10 protein-coding genes are annotated in these 16558 nt (G+C 68.3%); 9 read left to right on the plus strand and 1 reads right to left on the minus strand.

From position 1 onward, the window contains the following. Window positions 1-6 precede the first annotated feature (6 nt). The 3 genes from QMG73_RS26430 to QMG73_RS26440 all read left to right on the plus strand — a co-directional run bounded on the left by QMG73_RS26430 (window position 7) and on the right by QMG73_RS26440 (window position 4631). Window positions 7-519 (plus strand): SigE family RNA polymerase sigma factor, encoded by a 513-nt coding sequence (locus QMG73_RS26430; protein ID WP_281900047.1) that lies wholly within the window; start codon window positions 7-9, stop codon window positions 517-519. Beyond that, the gene (locus QMG73_RS26435; RefSeq protein ID WP_281900048.1) at window positions 516-1268 is read left to right on the plus strand and encodes a hypothetical protein; all 753 of its coding nucleotides are present in this window, start codon (window positions 516-518) and stop codon (window positions 1266-1268) included. Before QMG73_RS26430 ends, QMG73_RS26435 begins: the two co-directional genes overlap by 4 nt. A 138-nt stretch (window positions 1269-1406) precedes the next feature. After that, on the plus strand, window positions 1407-4631 hold the full coding sequence (locus QMG73_RS26440; protein ID WP_281900050.1) for a S8 family peptidase: 3225 nt from the start codon (window positions 1407-1409) through the stop codon (window positions 4629-4631). Between the two features lie 4 nt (window positions 4632-4635). Here QMG73_RS26440 and QMG73_RS26445 read toward each other — a convergent pair whose 3' ends face one another. Then, window positions 4636-5064, minus strand: coding sequence for a DoxX family protein (locus tag QMG73_RS26445; RefSeq protein WP_281900052.1), 429 nt, complete (start codon window positions 5062-5064; stop codon window positions 4636-4638). Between the two features lie 300 nt (window positions 5065-5364). Between QMG73_RS26445 and QMG73_RS26450 the strand changes: the two genes are divergently transcribed. From QMG73_RS26450 to QMG73_RS26475, 6 genes are all read left to right on the plus strand, one after another. Next, on the plus strand, window positions 5365-6396 hold the full coding sequence (locus QMG73_RS26450; RefSeq protein WP_281900054.1) for a LacI family DNA-binding transcriptional regulator: 1032 nt from the start codon (window positions 5365-5367) through the stop codon (window positions 6394-6396). Between the two features lie 282 nt (window positions 6397-6678). After that, window positions 6679-7950 (plus strand): ABC transporter substrate-binding protein, encoded by a 1272-nt coding sequence (locus tag QMG73_RS26455; RefSeq protein WP_281900055.1) that lies wholly within the window; start codon window positions 6679-6681, stop codon window positions 7948-7950. Window positions 7951-8034: 84 nt separating this feature from the next. After that, window positions 8035-8898, plus strand: a complete 864-nt coding sequence (locus QMG73_RS26460) for a carbohydrate ABC transporter permease (RefSeq protein WP_281900057.1) — start codon at window positions 8035-8037, stop codon at window positions 8896-8898. A gap of 4 nt (window positions 8899-8902) precedes the next feature. After that, a complete protein-coding gene (locus tag QMG73_RS26465; RefSeq protein WP_281900059.1) occupies window positions 8903-9817 on the plus strand; it encodes a carbohydrate ABC transporter permease in 915 nt (304 codons plus the stop codon). A gap of 2 nt (window positions 9818-9819) precedes the next feature. Next, complete coding sequence (locus QMG73_RS26470) at window positions 9820-11778, plus strand: glycoside hydrolase family 127 protein (RefSeq protein WP_281900061.1); 1959 nt, start codon at window positions 9820-9822, stop codon at window positions 11776-11778. Between the two features lie 66 nt (window positions 11779-11844). Beyond that, window positions 11845-16557 carry a discoidin domain-containing protein gene (locus tag QMG73_RS26475; RefSeq protein WP_281900063.1) on the plus strand — a complete coding sequence of 1571 codons (4713 nt, stop codon included), beginning with the start codon at window positions 11845-11847 and terminating at the stop codon, window positions 16555-16557. Window position 16558: the final 1 nt, after the last annotated feature.

Here is a 16558-nt window from a genome sequence, read left to right on the forward strand (position 1 = left end):
GCCACGGTGGCTTTGGACGTGGAGTCCTACCGCGAATACGTGACAGCCCGGATGGACGGGCTGCGACGTACCGCGTACTTACTGTGCGGTGATTGGCATACCGCCGACGATCTGGTGTCAACCACCCTCGTGAAGCTGTACCGGCAGTGGCGCCGGGTGTCCGTGATGGACAACCGGGATGCCTATGCGCGGCGCGTGCTGTTGCGGGTGTGGCTGGACGAGCGTCGCAGGCCGTGGCGGCGGGAGCACAGCACCAGCGTGCTGCCGGACCACGTCGAGGCCCGGGGCGCCCGGATCGAAAGCGTCCCCGACCGGCTGGCCATCCTCGCCCTGCTGGCCGAGGTGCCGCCGCGCCGGCGCGCGGTGCTCGTGCTGCGGTACTACTGCGACCTGTCGGTCGAGGAGACCGCCGCCGCGCTCGGCTGCTCGCCCGGAACCGTGAAGAGCCAGGCCGCCCGGGCGCTGGAGGCGCTGCGGGCCCGGATGGTCGGCACCAAATCCCTTACCCAGGAGGCATGACCGTGCACAACCTCACCGACGAATTCCGGGCGGCCGTGGACGGCCCGCCGCCGAGCGGCATCGACGTCGACCGGCTCATCACCGCCGAACGGCGCCGCACCCGCCGGTTGCGCTGGGCCGGCGGCGGCGCCGCGCTGTCCGCGGCGGTCGCTGTCGCTTTTCTGGTATCACCAAACGCGCCGGCCCCAGTGGAGAACCCGGATGTCGGCGCGCTCGCCCCGGTGGCGGCCGACTGCCCGCGAGCATCGGTCGGCGACCGGGATCGGCACGGAGTCCCCGAATACACGCGTGACCCACGCCTGACCGAGTCGTGTGCCGACGCGACCGCCCGGCTGACCGCGGCGCTGCGGCCGGCACTCGACACGGTCGTGCCGGGGGTGACCGCCAAGGGTTTCGTGCTCAACGAGTACACGAATCAGTACGAGAGCTCGACCCCGATCACGACGAAGTCGGGCGCCGGCCGCGTGACGGTGATGGTACGGACCCAGACACAGCCAGTGCCCACGGCGCGGGAGTGCAAGGACGGCTGCTCCCACGAAGTCCGGCCAGACGGCACGGTCATCGAGGTGTTCGACGGTACGCGCGAGCAGATTTCGCACGCGGTCGACATCTACCTGCCGGACCACACCCAGATTTCGGTGCACGCCACCCTCCTCGCCGAGGGGGCACCTCGCCACCTGCCGCTGTCCATCGCCGAGACGAAGGCACTGGCACTGGCCCTCACTCCCGACCTCACCCTCTTCCCGTAAAGCAAACGGTTCTTCTGGCAAGGAGGCTTTGTGAAAAGAATGCGGTGGCTGGCCATTCCAGTCAGCCTTGCCGTTCTGTGGGCGGCCTCACCATGGCGGGCGGGTTCGGCGGCGACGGCGGTGTCACCATTGTCCATCATGGATGCTCGTAGCGGCGTGGTGACGCTGGTGACGGGCGACGTCGTCGAGGCTCGTGACGGCGCTATTGTCTCGGTACGCCCAGGCAAAGGGCGCGAGGGTGTGGGCTTCCTGACCCAGCGTCTGAATGGCCATCAGTATGTGTTGCCGGGCGACGCGATGGGCCTGCTGTCGGCCGGTCGGGTGGATCGGACCCTCTTCGACGTCACCCGGCTGCTCGCGGACGGCTACGACGACAAGCGGCGGGACGACGTTCCGCTGATCGTCCGGTACGAAGCGCAATCGGCACGGGCCGGCGTCCGGGATCGGGTCGGCAGGTACGCCACGGTGACCGGGGAGGTGCCCGCGCTCAACGTGGTCGCCGCGCGGACGGCAAAGCGGGACGCCGCCGCGTGGTGGAAAGACCTGACCGGCGGCAGCAAGAGTCGCGACCTCGCGGGCGGGCTGACGTCGATCGCGCTGGATGGCAAGCTGCGGCTCAGCCTCGACAAGAGCACCGCGCAGATCGGTGCGCCGGCGGCCTGGCAGGCCGGCTTCACCGGGAACGGGGTGCGGATCGCTGTACTGGACACCGGTGTGGACACCAGCCATCCCGACTTCGCGGGTCGCATCGCCGAGGTCCGTGACTTCACCGGGTCCACCGACGGCAAGGATGTGGACGGTCACGGTACGCATGTCGCTTCCATCATGGCCGGCAGCGGCGCGGCGTCCGGCGGGCGATACAAGGGTGTGGCGCCGGAGGCGACGCTGCTGGTCGGCAAGGTCTGTGCGGGTGACGAGTGCAACGAATCGGCACTGCTGGCCGGAATGCAGTGGGCCGCCGAGCAGGGCGCCAGGGTGGTGAACCTCAGCATCTCTCAGGCGGACACGCCGGGCCGTGACCTGGTCGAGGAGGCGATCGACGAGCTCAGCGCGAAGCACGGCACGCTGTTTGTCGTAGCCGCCGGCAACGACGGCGACCTGGGATCGGGCTCGGTGGGATCGCCATCCACCGCCGACGCCGCGCTGTCCGTGGCCGCGGGGACCCGCGACGACGGTGTCGGCTCGTTCTCGGGGCGTGGGCCTCGGGCGGGCGACGCGGCCGTCAAGCCGGAGATCGCCGCACCCGGTGTGGATATCACGGCCGCGCGGTCGAGCACGTCGGAGCGTCCGGGTGACCAGTACACCCAGTTGAGTGGTACATCGATGGCCTCGCCGCACGTGGCGGGGGCGGCGGCGCTGCTCGTCCAGAAGCATCCAAAGTGGACCAGCGGCCAGCTCAAGGCCGCTCTGGTCGGGACCGCTCGCCAGTTGACCGATGTGGACATCGACGCTCAGGGCGCCGGCCGGGTCGACGCGGCGGCAGCGGTGCTGGCGCCGGTGGCGGCGGACACCAGCGTGCTCAACCTGGGCGTGCGGCAATGGCCACACGACGACGATGAGCCGGTGGTCAAGACGGTGACGTATCGCAACGACAGCAACGATCCGATCCCGCTGAACCTGACCGGCGCGTTGACCGGGCCTGACGGAACAGCGCCGGCCTCCATGATCACCGTGGAACCCAGCCAGCTCACCGTACCGGCGGGCGGAACCGCGTCGGCCACCGTCACAGTGGACACAACGGTGTCCACACCAGACGGCAGGTACACCGGAAAGGTGACCGCGACGGCGGGTTCGGTCACGGTCAGCACGCTCGTCTCGGTGGTGCGGGAGGTGGAGAAACACGATCTGACCATCAAGGTGCTGGATCGGCGTGGAGAGCCGGCCCAGGCGTACAACAGCCTGATCACCTCGTGGGCGGACAACTCCAGCGTCTTCGAGTGGGAACCGGGTGAGCACACGACCAGGCTGCCGGCGGGCGACTACACGGTGGGTGGGCTGGTGGCCACCGACCCGTACACGGATGAGGAGACCGTAACCCTGCTGGCCCGGCCCAAGCTGCGCCTGGCCGCCGACACCACCATCGTGCTCGACGCTCGCGTCGGACGCCCGATCCAGGTCACCGTGCCCGAGCCGACCGCGACGTTCGTCGGCGCCTCGATGGGGTACCAGCTGCCGGCGACGTTCCCCGAATACCCGATCACGTTCAACTGGACCAATGAGGGGCGCGGCTTCGACAACATGTTCGTGGGACAACTCGGCTCGGCGACGAGTGACACGTTCCAGTCGGAGATCAGCGCGGACTGGGCACGACCGGACGGCGCCGGCTCCTACCTGAACAGTCCGTACGCCTACCACCTCGGCTGGACCAGTACAGGGAAGATACCGACCGGTTTCACCCGGCAGCTGCGCCCAGCGGACCTGGCTACAGTCCAGAAAACCTTTCGCGGGCAGGCCGGGCGACACGCGCTGGTCGGTTCGGCCGTACGGGGCGCCACCGGCTTCATGGCAGACACCGAGATGTCGCTGCCGGCCGTGCGTACCGAGTACTACTACGGCAGCCCGCACGCCCGCTGGAACAACTTCTTCAACCAGATCGCCGGCCCGCGTCCAGCCCCCTCGCAGACCGTACTCGACAATGTGGACGTCCGATACGAATCCGGGCGTGGCTATCAGGAAACCTGGAACGGGGCCGTCTTCGGGCCCGCCTTCGGCTCGCGCACAGCCGAATACGGCGATGGGGTGATCCGGTCGCGCGACGACCATTTCTGGGCAAGCGTCGGCCTACTCGTCGACCCTGTGCCCAGTCACGGCGGCGCGCCGTATCACGTCACCGACAGCGCCCGCACGGCACTGTTCCGCGACGGGCAGTTGCTTGCCGAAGCGCCGCAACCCGGCCGCCTGTTCGCAGACCTGCCCGCCGCGGCGGCGAACTACCGGCTCGAATCCGAGCTCGACCGGAGCAGCTTCGCGACCGTGTCGACCAAGGTGGCCGTGGCCTGGACCTTCCGCTCGGCGCACGTCGACGCCAGCGTGCCCGTCGCTTTGCCGCTGATGGCAGTGCGGTATGCCCCGGCCCTGGACGAAAACAACGCGACCGCCGCCGGGCAACAACTCCAGATCCCGATCTGGGTGGAACACCAGCAGGACTCGGCGGCCGGCAAGGTCACCGGCCTGACCGTACAAGTGTCCTATGACGACGGTGTCACCTGGCAGGCGGCGGCGTTGAGCGGTGCCGGCGCACGCCGGACGGCATCGGTGCTCCACCCGGCCGGCGCACAGCACGTCTCGCTGCGCGCGGTCGCCACGGACAGCAACGGCGGCCGGGTAGAACAGACCATCTATCGCGCCTACCTATTGAAGTAGCCGCTCAGACGGTCGCCGCTGCCGTCGCCTCCTCACGCCGTTGAGCCAGAATCGAGTCGACAGACCACTTTCCTGGGCCGAGCACCGCGATCATCAGGAACGACCAGCAGAACAGCGCTGACAGTTCGCCGCCGTTGTTGAGCGGCAGCAGGGCGTCCGGCTGGTGCACGACAAAGTACGCGTACGCCATGGATCCGGAGCAGACGATCGCGGCGATGCGGGTGCCGAGGCCGGCCATGACCAGTACGCCGCCGGCGAACTGGATCAGTGCCGCCCACCAGCCGGGCCACGTGCCGACCGCGATCGCTTCGCCTGAGCCGCGATTGCCGCCGAAGACGCCGAACAGCGACGACGCGCCATGGATCGCGAACAGGAGGCCAAGTACGAACCGGAAGAGGGTGGTGACGAGGTCATTGAGGCGGGCAGGGTTCATCGGATCTCCTCGGAGGACGGTCCCACGGCGTTGAGATCCTAACCCAATCTATTAATGCTGGTCTATGTTGTATCTCGTTGCGGCGGATGCTATGGCCGCCCAGCTTCTGGATGCCAGGTCGCGACCTGTCGAGGACGGGGAGTGGCCTGGCCTCCTCGGTGTACTCTTCGCTGCAAGCTGGAGACCGGAAGGGCTCCGGCGAGGTCGCACGCCGTGCTGAAACCTTTTCGAAAAGGTTTTCGTTTGCAGCGCCGTGAGGAGTGGTTCGTCAGGGCATGCGGGTCGCCGAGGGAGCGTCACATGAGCACTGAACCGGAGATCCCGGTCAACCGGGCGGCGACCCTGACCGACGTCGCGAAGCTCGCCGGAGTGTCGGTGGCGACCGCGTCCAAGGCCATCAACGGGCGCGGCGACGTCCGGGCGGCGACGCGGCAACGGGTACTGGAGGCGGCGGAGATGCTGTCCTTCGCGCCCAACGCCCTCGCTCGCGGGCTGCTCGGCGGCCGCACCGGCACCGTCGGCCTGCTGACCAGCGACCTGGAGGGCCGCTTCTCGATCCCCATCCTGATGGGGGCGGAGGACGCCTTCGGGGCTGGGCAGGTCTCGGTCTTCCTGTGCGACGCGCGCGGCGACGCGATCCGGGAGCGGTACCACGTGCGTGCCCTGCTGTCCCGGCGCGTAGACGGCCTGATAGTCGTGGGTTCCCGCACCGACCCTCGCCCGCCGCTGGCGGGCCCGATTCCCGTGCCCGTCGTGTACGTCTACGCCCCCTCCGCCAACCCGGACGACATCTCGATCACGGTCGACAACGTGGGCGGCGGGCGGCTCGCGATCGAGCACCTGCTGGCGTGCGGTCGGCGCAACATCGCGCACATCACCGGCGACGCCGGCTACCAGGCGGCCCGGGACCGCGCCGACGGTGCCGCGGCCGCGCTCGCCGACGCGGGCCTGGCCATGCTGGACGGCAAGCCGTACTACGGGTCGTGGGACGAGACCTGGGGGCGGGCGGCGGCGCACATCGTCGTCGAGCGGCACCCCGAGGTCGACGCGATCTTCTGCGGCAGCGACCAGATCGCCCGGGGTGTCCTGGAGACGCTTCGCGACCTCGGGCGCGACGTGCCCGGCAGCATCGCGGTGGCCGGGTTCGACAACTGGGAGGCCGTCGCTGCGCACTCCCGGCCGCGCCTGACCAGCATCGACATGAACCTCGAGCAGCTCGGTGCCGCGGCTGGCCGGCGGCTCTTCGCGGCCATCGACGGCGGCGACCTGCCGAGGTCCGACCAGTACCCCGGCCGCCTGGTGATGCGGGACTCCACAGCGCCCGCCCAGTGAGGCGTCGTATTTAGTCAGCTGTCTATTCGTTCATTCCGAAAACATTTTCGACGCCGCCGGTGGTCGCGTAGGCCCTGGTGGCGATGGTCTGCGAGCGCCGCAGCCAGGCGTTGGAACCAACTGTTGACACAGCCGTAACAGACGGCCAGAATTCCCGAAAAGGTTTTCGGAGCGGCGGGAGACCTCGACGCCGTTCGCGTGTGGATCGGCCTGGATTTGAACTGATGACCGTTAAACCTGGGAGGACCATCGATGAGAGGAATCTTGGGTAGGCGCACCCTCATGCGTTCGTTGGCAGGGGTGCTCGTGGCGACGTTGACGTTCGGCGTGGCCGCGTGCGGCGACGACGATCCGAAAGGCAGCGACGCGGCCGAGGCCGGACCCAACGGCGTAGACGACGGCAGCGAGCTCACACTGTGGACCCGTGCCCCTCTGGAGAAGCAGGCAAAGCTCCTGGTCGACGCCTACAACGCCAGCCACAAGAACCAGGTCAAGCTGACCGTGGTCCCCAACGACGACTACGTCGCGAAGGTCGGCGCGGCGGCGGGCTCCAGCGGCCTGCCGGACCTGTTCGCCGCCGACATCGTGTACGTGCCGAACTGGGTGAACCAGGGGCTGTTCCAGGACATCAGCAAGAACATCGACGGCCTCAGCTTCAAGGACTCCATCAACAAGGGGCACCTGTCGGCCGGCACCGTCGACGGCAAGGCGCACGTGCTGCCGTTCGTGCTCGACCTGTCGATGCTGTTCTGGAACAAGCAGCTGTTCAAGGAAGCGGGGCTGGACCCGGAGAAGGCCCCGGCCACGCTTGACGAGTATGCCGCGGCCGCCAAGAAGGTACAGGCCCTGAAGAAGGACGGGGTGTACGGCACGGCGGCCGGCCTGAACTGCGGCGGCTGCCTGGTCTTCACCTGGTTCCCGTCGATCTGGGCCAGCGGTGGCGAGGTGCTGAGCGCCGACGGCAAGTCGTCCGAGCTCGCCAGCGACACGGCGCAGAAGGTCTACGGCACCTGGAACGACCTGTGGAAGTCCGGCGCCGTGCTGCCCTCCTCGTCGGGCGAGACGGGCCCGACGTGGACCGCCGCGTTCACCGAGGGCAAGGTCGGCCTGATGTTCTACCCGGCCACGCTGCTGTCGTCGACGCCGTTCGACGCGGGTGTCGCCGGCATCCCCGGCCCCAGCGGTGGTGCCTCGACGTTCGTCGGCGGTGACGGCATCGGTGTCTCGAAGGACTCGAAGAAGGCGGCACAGGCCTGGAACTTCCTGAGCTGGATGATGTCCGAGGACGCTCAGGTGGAGGTGCTGGCGAAGAACAAGGACGTGGTGTCCCGTTCCGACCTGGCGGGCAACAAGTACGCCGCCACCGACCCGCGGCTCGTCACCATCAACGAGGTGGCCGGCAAGGGTGACACGCCCGTCGCGATGAACTTCCAGCAGGCGTTCAACGCGCCGAACAGCCCGTGGCTGACGCTGGTGCGCAACCAGGTGTTGGAAGGCAAGAGCGGCGAGCTGCAAAAGGACAACCAAGAAATCACCGCTGTACTCGGGCAGTAACTGTCCCGCCGCGGGCGCGTACCGACCGATGGTCCTTTGTGGCTGGTGCGCGCCCGCTCCGCCCGAACGAGAGGTTTCGTTTCCATGAGACGCGGCCGTCAGGCCTTGCTCGGTTGGCTCTACGCGACACCAACGGCGGTCTTCGTGGTGGCGCTGTTCGCCATCCCGCTGCTGCTCGTTATCAAGATGTCGGTGTCGAAGTGGCCGCTGCTCACCGGCGACCAGGGTTTCAACGCCCCCGCCAACTTCGAGAAGGCGGTCGACCACCGCTTCTTCACCGATTCCGTCGTCTTCACCCTCAAGTACACGGTGCTGGCGACGGTACTGCTGCTGGTTCTGGGCTTGGGCCTGGCACTGCTGGTGCAGGAGTCGAGCCGGTGGAACAACCTGCTCCGGGCGTCGTTCCTGATTCCCAGCGCGCTCGGCCTGGCCTCGGCGTCGCTGCTGTTCTACGTGTTCTACTCGCCGTACGCGAGCCCGCTGAAACCACTGATGGACAGTTGGGGCTTCACCTTCCTCGGCTCGCCGAACGCGGCGCTGTTCTCGACGACGTTTCTGATCGTGTGGCGCTACGCCGGTTTCTACATGGTGCTCATGCTCGTCGGCCTGCAGGGCATCCCGGCCGACGTGTTCGAGGCCGCCCGATCCGACGGCGCCACCCGCTGGCAGACCTTCTGGCGGGTCACGATGCCGCTGCTGCGTCCCACGCTTGCCCTCACGACCGTGCTCTGCGTGACCGGCTCCCTGCTGGCCTTCGAGCAGTTCTACATCCTCACGAAGGGCGGCCCGGACAACAGCACCATCACCGTCGTCCAGCTCATCTACAGCGTGGCGTTCCAGGGACAGAACGACCTCGGTGTCGCCGCGGCCATCTCGGTCATCGTGCTCGTCGCGCTGGTCGTCATCAACGCGCTGCAGTTGCGCGCCTTCCGGTCCGAGGAGAGCTGACCCGATGACCGTCGTATCACGTACCACCTCGACGGCCGCAGGGGGCGGGCGCAGGCCAGCGGGAGCCCCGCGCCACCGGCCCGGGGCGCGTCGGGTCAGCATCGCCGGCATCGCGCTGCGAACGCCGTACTGGGTGTTCACCGGCGCGCTGGCGCTGATCTTCCTGGCGCCGCTCGTTTGGACGGCGGTCGCCTCGGTCTCCCCGCAGGCCGGCACCAACCAGGTCGACGGCTGGGGTTTCGGCAACTACGAGACGCTGGCCCGCTACCAGGCCGGTATCTGGCGCTACCTGTTCAACTCCGCGTTCGTGTCCCTGCTGACGGTCGCGCTGACGCTGGTGATTTCGTTCTTCGGCGGCTACGCGTTCGCACGGTTCCGCTTCCCGGGAAAGAACGTGCTGTTCCTGCTCACGCTCGCCATCCTGATGGTGCCGTACGCGACGCTGCTGATCCCGTTGTACGTGCTGCTCAACGAGGTGGGCCTGGCCAACTCGCTGGTCGGCGTGGCCCTGGTGCTCACGATGTTCCAGCTGCCCTTCTCGACCTTCCTGATGCGCATCTCGTTCGAGGCGGTGCCGCGGGAGCTCGACGAGGCGGCGACGGTGGATGGCTGCTCGTCGTTCGGCGCGCTGTGGCGGGTACTGCTGCCCGCGGTCAAGCCGGGCCTCATCACCGTTGGACTGTTTTCGTTTCTGGCCGCGTGGAACGACTTCTTCGCACCGCTGATCCTCATCAACGACACCGAGCGCATGACGCTTCCGCTCGCCGTGTCCAACCTGCGCGGCCAGGTGCAGGGTGTCGTCGACTACGGGGCGACCGAAGCGGGCGTGGTCATTCTCGCCCTGCCATGCATCGTGCTGTTCCTGCTGCTTCAACGACACTACGTGCGCGGCTTCATGTCGGGCGCGCTGAAAGGATGAACATGAGCCGCACCGCCTCCATGTCCGCGCCCGTCCTACCGATCCGTGGCCGGCTCCGGCCGCTCGGGCTGGGCGACGTCCGGATCACGGGCGGCTTCTGGGCAGAGCGGCAATCGGTCAACGCCGTGGCGAGCCTCGCGCACATCGAGTACTGGCTCGAACGGGAAGGCTGGATCCGCAACTTCGACCTCGCCGCCGGCGGTGACGCCGACATCGCCCAGGCGCGCCGCGGCCGCGAGTTCTCCGACTCGGAAATCTACAAGCTCCTCGAAGCGATGGCGTGGGAGATCGGCCGCACCGGCGACGAGGGTATCGAATCGCGGTTTCGTTCCATTGTGGAGCGGGTTGCCGCGGCGCAGGAGCCGGACGGATACCTCAACACGAAGTTCGGGCGGCCAGGGCAGGAGCCGCGCTGGTCCGACCTGGAATGGGGTCACGAGCTCTACTGCGTCGGTCACCTCCTGCAGGCCGCGGTGGCCCGTGCCCGCACGCGTCCGGGCGCCGACGACGGGCTTGTCGAGGTCGCTCGCCGGGCCGCCAACAACGTGTGCGAGACGTTCGGGCCGGACGGCATCGACGGCTTGTGCGGGCACGCGGGCATCGAGACCGCGCTGGTGGAGTTCGCTCGCGTCACCGAAGACGACCGGTACCTTGCCCAGGCCGCCCTCTTCGTCGACCGCAGGGGCCACGGGCGGCTCAGCGACGTGGAGTTCGGCCGGGAATACTTCCAGGACGAGCGCCCGGTCCGGCACGCCACCGTCCTGCGTGGACACGCGGTGCGGGCGAACTATCTCGCCGCCGGCGCCGCCGACGTGGCGGTCGAGCTGAAGGACGCCAGCCTGCTCGACGCGGTACGCACGCAGTGGCAGAACGCGGTCGCCCGGCGCACGTACGTCACCGGCGGGCAGGGCTCCCGGCATCAGGACGAGGCGTTCGGCGAAGACTGGGTACTGCCACCCGACCGCGCGTACTCCGAGACGTGTGCCGGTATCGGGTCGGTGATGGTCGCCTGGCGCCTGCTGCTGGCCGACGGTGACCCCCGGTACGCCGACCTCATCGAGCGGACGCTGTTCAACGTCGTATCGACCTCGCCCTCGGCGGACGGGCGAAGCTTCTTCTACACCAACACGCTGCACCGCCGCGAACTCGGCACCCTGCCCGACGCCGACAAGCCGAGCCTGCGCGCGGCCGCCTCGCTGCGCGCGCCCTGGTTCGAGGTGTCCTGCTGCCCGACCAACGTCGCACGCACCCTGGCGAGCCTCACCGCGTACGTCGCCACGTCCGACGACGAGGGCCTGCAACTGCACCAGTACATGCCGGGCACCGTCACGCACCGCCGTGCCGACGGGCGCGACCTGCGGGTGAGCGTGGTGACCGGTTACCCGTACGACGGCGAGATCCGGGTGCGTATCCACAAAGACGAGACAGAGAGCGATTCCGACGATCCTTGGTCGCTGTCGTTGCGGGTGCCCGGGTGGGCGACCGAGGGCGCGACGCTGACCGTCGCGGGGGAGACCCGCCCGGTCGAGCCAGGGGTCGTCACCGAGCGCCGCACCTGGCAACGCGGCGACGAGGTCGTGCTGTGCCTGCCGATGGCGCCGCGGTTCACGTACCCGCATGCCCGCATCGACGCGGTCCGCGGCTGTGTCGCGGTCGAGCGCGGCCCACTGGTGTACGCGCTGGAATCCGTGGACGTGCCGGGCATCGAGACGGTCGACGAGCTGCGCGTCGACACCAGCCAAGCACCACGCCTGGTCGACGGCCAGGTCACCGTGCGCTGCGAGCACGTGCGCGCGGACGAAAACGCTGAGCAAGCGAGGGGCTGGCCATATTGGACCGGTCCGAACGGGTCCGCCCCGGTGGCGGACGAGGTGCTCGACGAGGTGCCGCTCGTGGAATACCACGCGTGGGCCAACCGCGGGCCCTCCACGATGCGCGTCTGGCTCCCGACGACGGCCTGAGGGCCGCCCGTCGTGTTAGCGCTCACATTACATATACCGCTTTCCATATATCGAGGAGGAAGCGACATGAAGGTGCGCCTTTGGGCCGCCCTCGCCGCGCTGGTGGGAGGAGTGCTCGTCGTGCCGTCGCCGGCCCACGCTGGCAGTCCCATACTTCCCGGCAACGAGGGCGACGTCGGTGTCTACACCGATGGGCAGAGCCACGTCATGGACATCGGAGACCCGACCTACAGCAACACCGGCGACGTCGCCAACCAGCTCAAGCCAGGCGTCCCCTACACCGCCGGAAACATGCACCAGTCCATTTTCGACAAGGACCTGGCCGCCGGCGGCACCGACTACTACCTCGACCGCGTCCTGGGCGTGTCCGGCGCGCTCGGCTCCCCGGTGCTGATGACCCGCGGCCGCTCCCTCTACATGCGCGGCGCGAGCAACAACAACTTCACGGTCATGGGCTTCGCCGGCAGCGCTTTCGTGGGCGGCCCCAACAACCTCGGCAACCTGTACACGGTGACCGTTCCTGGGCAGACGGTCACCGAGGTCAACGCCAACCGGTTCAACGCGCCGAGCCACGCCAAGAGCCGGTACACGATTGGCGGCACCGGCGTCACCGCCGACCTGACGAAGTTCATCACCTACGACAACGTCGCCGTCACCGCGCTCACCTTCAACAACCCCGGCGCCTCGGCGGCGACGTTCACCGTCCGGGCCGCCTCGCCGCTGGCCACCCAGGCCGGTGAAGGCACGGCCGAGCTGACCGGTACCCGCGTCATCACCAGCGGTTCCAACAACGGCACGATCGACACCCCGTGGGACACGATCCGGACCCACCTGACCGGCACCGGTTTCACGCGTACCGGTACCAACCTCGACCGCGAAATCACCGTGCCCGCCGGCGGCTCGGTGTCGCTGTCGGTCGTCGGCGCGGTTTCCTCGGCCACGTTGCCGGCGACCGTGCCGAGCTACCGCGACTACGCCGGGCTTTCGCCGGCCGTGGCGGTGCGCACCGGCGTCGCCGCGTTCAACCGCCGCTGGGCCCAGGACGTGCCGTACATCAACGTCCCCGACCCGGCGCTGGAGAAGGCCATCGTCTACCGCTGGTGGGGCGAGCGTTACAACACCCTCGACGCGAACGCGACCGGTCACGTCTACCAGTACCCGACGACGATCGAGGGAGTGAACCTCTACCAGAACGCCGTCGCGCTGACCCAGCCCATGCACCTGCAGGACACCAAGTGGCTGCGCACGCCATACCTGCCGTACGGCCAGATCCTGAACATCGGCGAGCTGTCGGGCTCATCGGCCTTCTTGGACAGTCCCGGCCACACGAGCTGGAACAACCACTACTCGCAGTACATCGGCACGGCCGGCCTCGAGGCGTACAACGTGCACGGCGGCGGTGCGGACATCGCCCGCAAGTTCGCGCACTACTTCGAGGGCGACGGCGTCGGCCAGCTCGAGCACTACGACGGCAACGACGACAAGCTCATCGCGTACGACACGAACTTCATGCCGGGCAACGACGCCGACGCGATCACCTTCGGCTATCCGAAGGTCAACGCCGGAGCGCCCGGCGCCGACACGATCGAGCGCCCGGAGTCGGCTTACGTGTGGGGCGCGTTCGACGCTGCCCGGCAGCTGTACCAGATCTCCGGCGCCGACCAGTCCAAGGTGGACCAGATGGCGTCCAGCGCCAACGGCATCCGCGACGCGGTCCTTTCTCGCCTGTGGAGCCCGGACACGCGCATGTTCCTGGCCGGCACCTCGCACGGGGCGACCAGTGCGGCCAGCTCCAACGGCCGGGCGAACCCGCTGCCCGAGTCGGCACGTGACCTGATTCCGGCCAAGGAGTCGAACCTCTACGACGTCTACGCCCAGAACCTCATCCCGTTCGACCAGTGGCAGACCTATGTGGACGGGTTCCGCTTCCTGACGTACGGCGACAACTTCCCGATCTTCCCCTTCTACACCGCGAACCAGTACGACCGGACCGCCTACGGGATCGGCGGTTCGAACAACTTCTCCAACATCAACTTCACCGTGCAGTACCGCGGTGTCCGCTCGGCCCTGCGCCACTACGACCCGGAGCACAAGTACGTCACGCCGGCGTACGCCAAGCGGCTGCTGGACTGGATGGCCTGGAGCGTCTACCCGAACGCGGACATGCGCGTGGCGAACCAGGCGGAGTACTACTCCGGCTGGAACCCGACCACCAAGACGTACAACCGCAACAACCCGAACCACATCATGCTGGGCAACCAGAATTACATCTTCGTCGAGGACATGGCGGGCATCCAGCCGCGCTCCGACGACAAGATCGAGTTGTGGCCGATCGCGTTCGGCTACGACCACTTCATGGTCAACAACCTGCGGTACCACGGCCAGGACGTCACCATCGTCTGGGACCCGGACGGCAGCAAGTACGGCCTCGGCGCCGGCTACAGCCTGTTCCTCAACGGCCAGAAGAAGGTCAGCACCGACAAGCTCGGCAAGCTCACCTACGACCCGAAGACCAACCAGGTCCAGGCGCAGGACGGCCTGAACGTCACCTTCACCGCGTCGACCGGCACCGACTTCCCGAGCGCGGTGAACACCCCGATCCAGGACGAGCGGGTCGTCGACTACCTCAAGACGGCCGGCATCGACCTCACCGAGGACGCGCCGAACCTGGCGTCGGGCGCCACCCTCGGCTCGTCGTACACCCAGCAGGGCGCGCGGCCCACGCCGTGGCGGCAGTTCCACACGCCCGGGTGGAGCACCTCGACGATGAACTACACACCCGGTGCCATCAAGGAGACCGAGCGGCCGGTGTCACTGGCGGCGGTCACCGACGGCGTCACCGCCAACGAGCCCTACTGGGGCAACTACGGCACCACCGACAAGAACGGCTACATCGAGCTGGACCTCGGCTCGGCCAAGGCGTTCGACAACGTGAAGGTGACGTTCGTCAGCGACCGGCAGGCCGGCGGCTACCGCGAACCCGCCCGATGGTGGGTGCAGGTGCCCGACGGCAACGGTGGCTGGAAGGAGATTCCGAACCAGTTCAAGAACCCGACCGTCACGTCGGCGAAGTTCAACGAGGCGCTGTTCGGCACCGTCACGTCGAACAAGCTGCGCGTCGCGTTCACGAACAACCCCTCCTTCTACACGGCGATCGCCGAGATCCAGGTGTTCAACTCCGGCCGGGATGTGCCGCCGGTGTCCAACCAGGCGCCGGTCGTCACCGCCGCGCGCGACGCAACGGCGGACGGTAACCTGTCGACCAGGCTGGTCGGCACGGCCACCGACGACGGCATCCCGTACGACAGCGACCTCGTCCTGGGCTGGGAGACCGTCTCCAAGCCGGCGGGCGCGGGCGTCATCTTCGCCGACGCGAAGGCCCTGTCGACCCGGGTGACCGGCACGGTCGCGGGTGACTACGTGTTCCGGTTCGTCGCGGGCGACGGGGAGAAGCGCACCGAGGCGACGGTCGCGGTGACCCTCACCGCGAAGGCGGTCGTCGCGGAGTTCGGCTCCTCGGCGGCGGTCACCACGAGCGGCAGCGCGTCGTGGGAGAACCCGTTGCGGGTCAACGAGGCCACCACTCCGGCGAGTTCGGCCCCGGGTGCCGGCAACGGCTGGGGCACGTGGGGCCAGACCCAGAACGGCACCAGCCCGGAGGCGGAGGCGTGGATCCAGTACAAGTGGAACGCGCCGGTGCGGCTGTCGTCGACGGACATCTACTGGTACGACGACAACGGCGGCACCCGCAGGCCCAACGCCGACACGTACGTCGTCGAGTCCTCGACGGACGGTGCTACGTGGACCCCGGTCGCCCTGACCGACGGCTCAGCGTATGCCAACGCGCTGAACACCAACGCCTACAACCGCCTCACGTTCCAGCCGATCATGACCAGCTACCTGCGCGTCCGCATCTGGGGCGTCATGGGCGACGGTGCCGGCACGGGCATCCTGCGCTGGCGGGCCAACGGCGAGACCGTCGACTCGGTGCGCTCGCCGGTGCTCATCCGCACCACCGTGGGACAGGTGCCGGCCCTGCCGGCCGAGCTCGACGGCGTGTATGCCAGTGGCGCCCGCGGCAAGATTGGCTTCAAGTGGCAGCAGATCACGCCAGCGATGGTCGCCGAGACCAATGTGGACCCGTTCGTGGTCTACGGCACGAACGACGCCTACGGCCTCATCGCCGAGGCCCGGATCTACGTGCGGCCCGAGACCGCGCCCGGCGGCATCTCTATCCAGGGTGCCGAGTCGTTCCAGCAGAGCGTCGACGTGGGCGAGCTGCCGTACCTACCGGACAGAGTGGAGGTGTCCTACAACGACGGCTCCCGGGACAACCAGGCCATCGGGGTCGACTGGGACTTCGACGAGAACATCGTCAACGTTCCCGGCCGGTACACCATCGTCGGTGACCTGATCCTCCCCGACTACGTCAGCCAGGCCGGCACCACGCAGACCACGCTGACCCTCACCGTTGGCCAGGGCGCCCCGGCGTGGGACGTCACGGTCACGGCACGAACCCAGTGCGTGGGCGGCAAGGCGTACGTCGCCGTCAGCGCCCGCAACGACGAGGACGTGCCGCTCACCATCGAGCTGGTCACGCCGTACGGGTCGCGGACGGTGCCGGGCGTGGCTCCGGGCAAGTCGGCCTACCAGTCGTTCAACTCGCGCACCGCCTCGGTGCCGGCCGGAACCGCGACGGTGAACGTGTCCGGGACCGTCGGCGAGCAGCCGGTGACGGCGCAGATCACCGCACCCTACGCCGCGATCACGTGTGGTTAGG

This window comes from Phytohabitans aurantiacus (assembly GCF_027923225.1).
GTDB classification, from domain to species: domain Bacteria; phylum Actinomycetota; class Actinomycetes; order Mycobacteriales; family Micromonosporaceae; genus Phytohabitans; species Phytohabitans aurantiacus.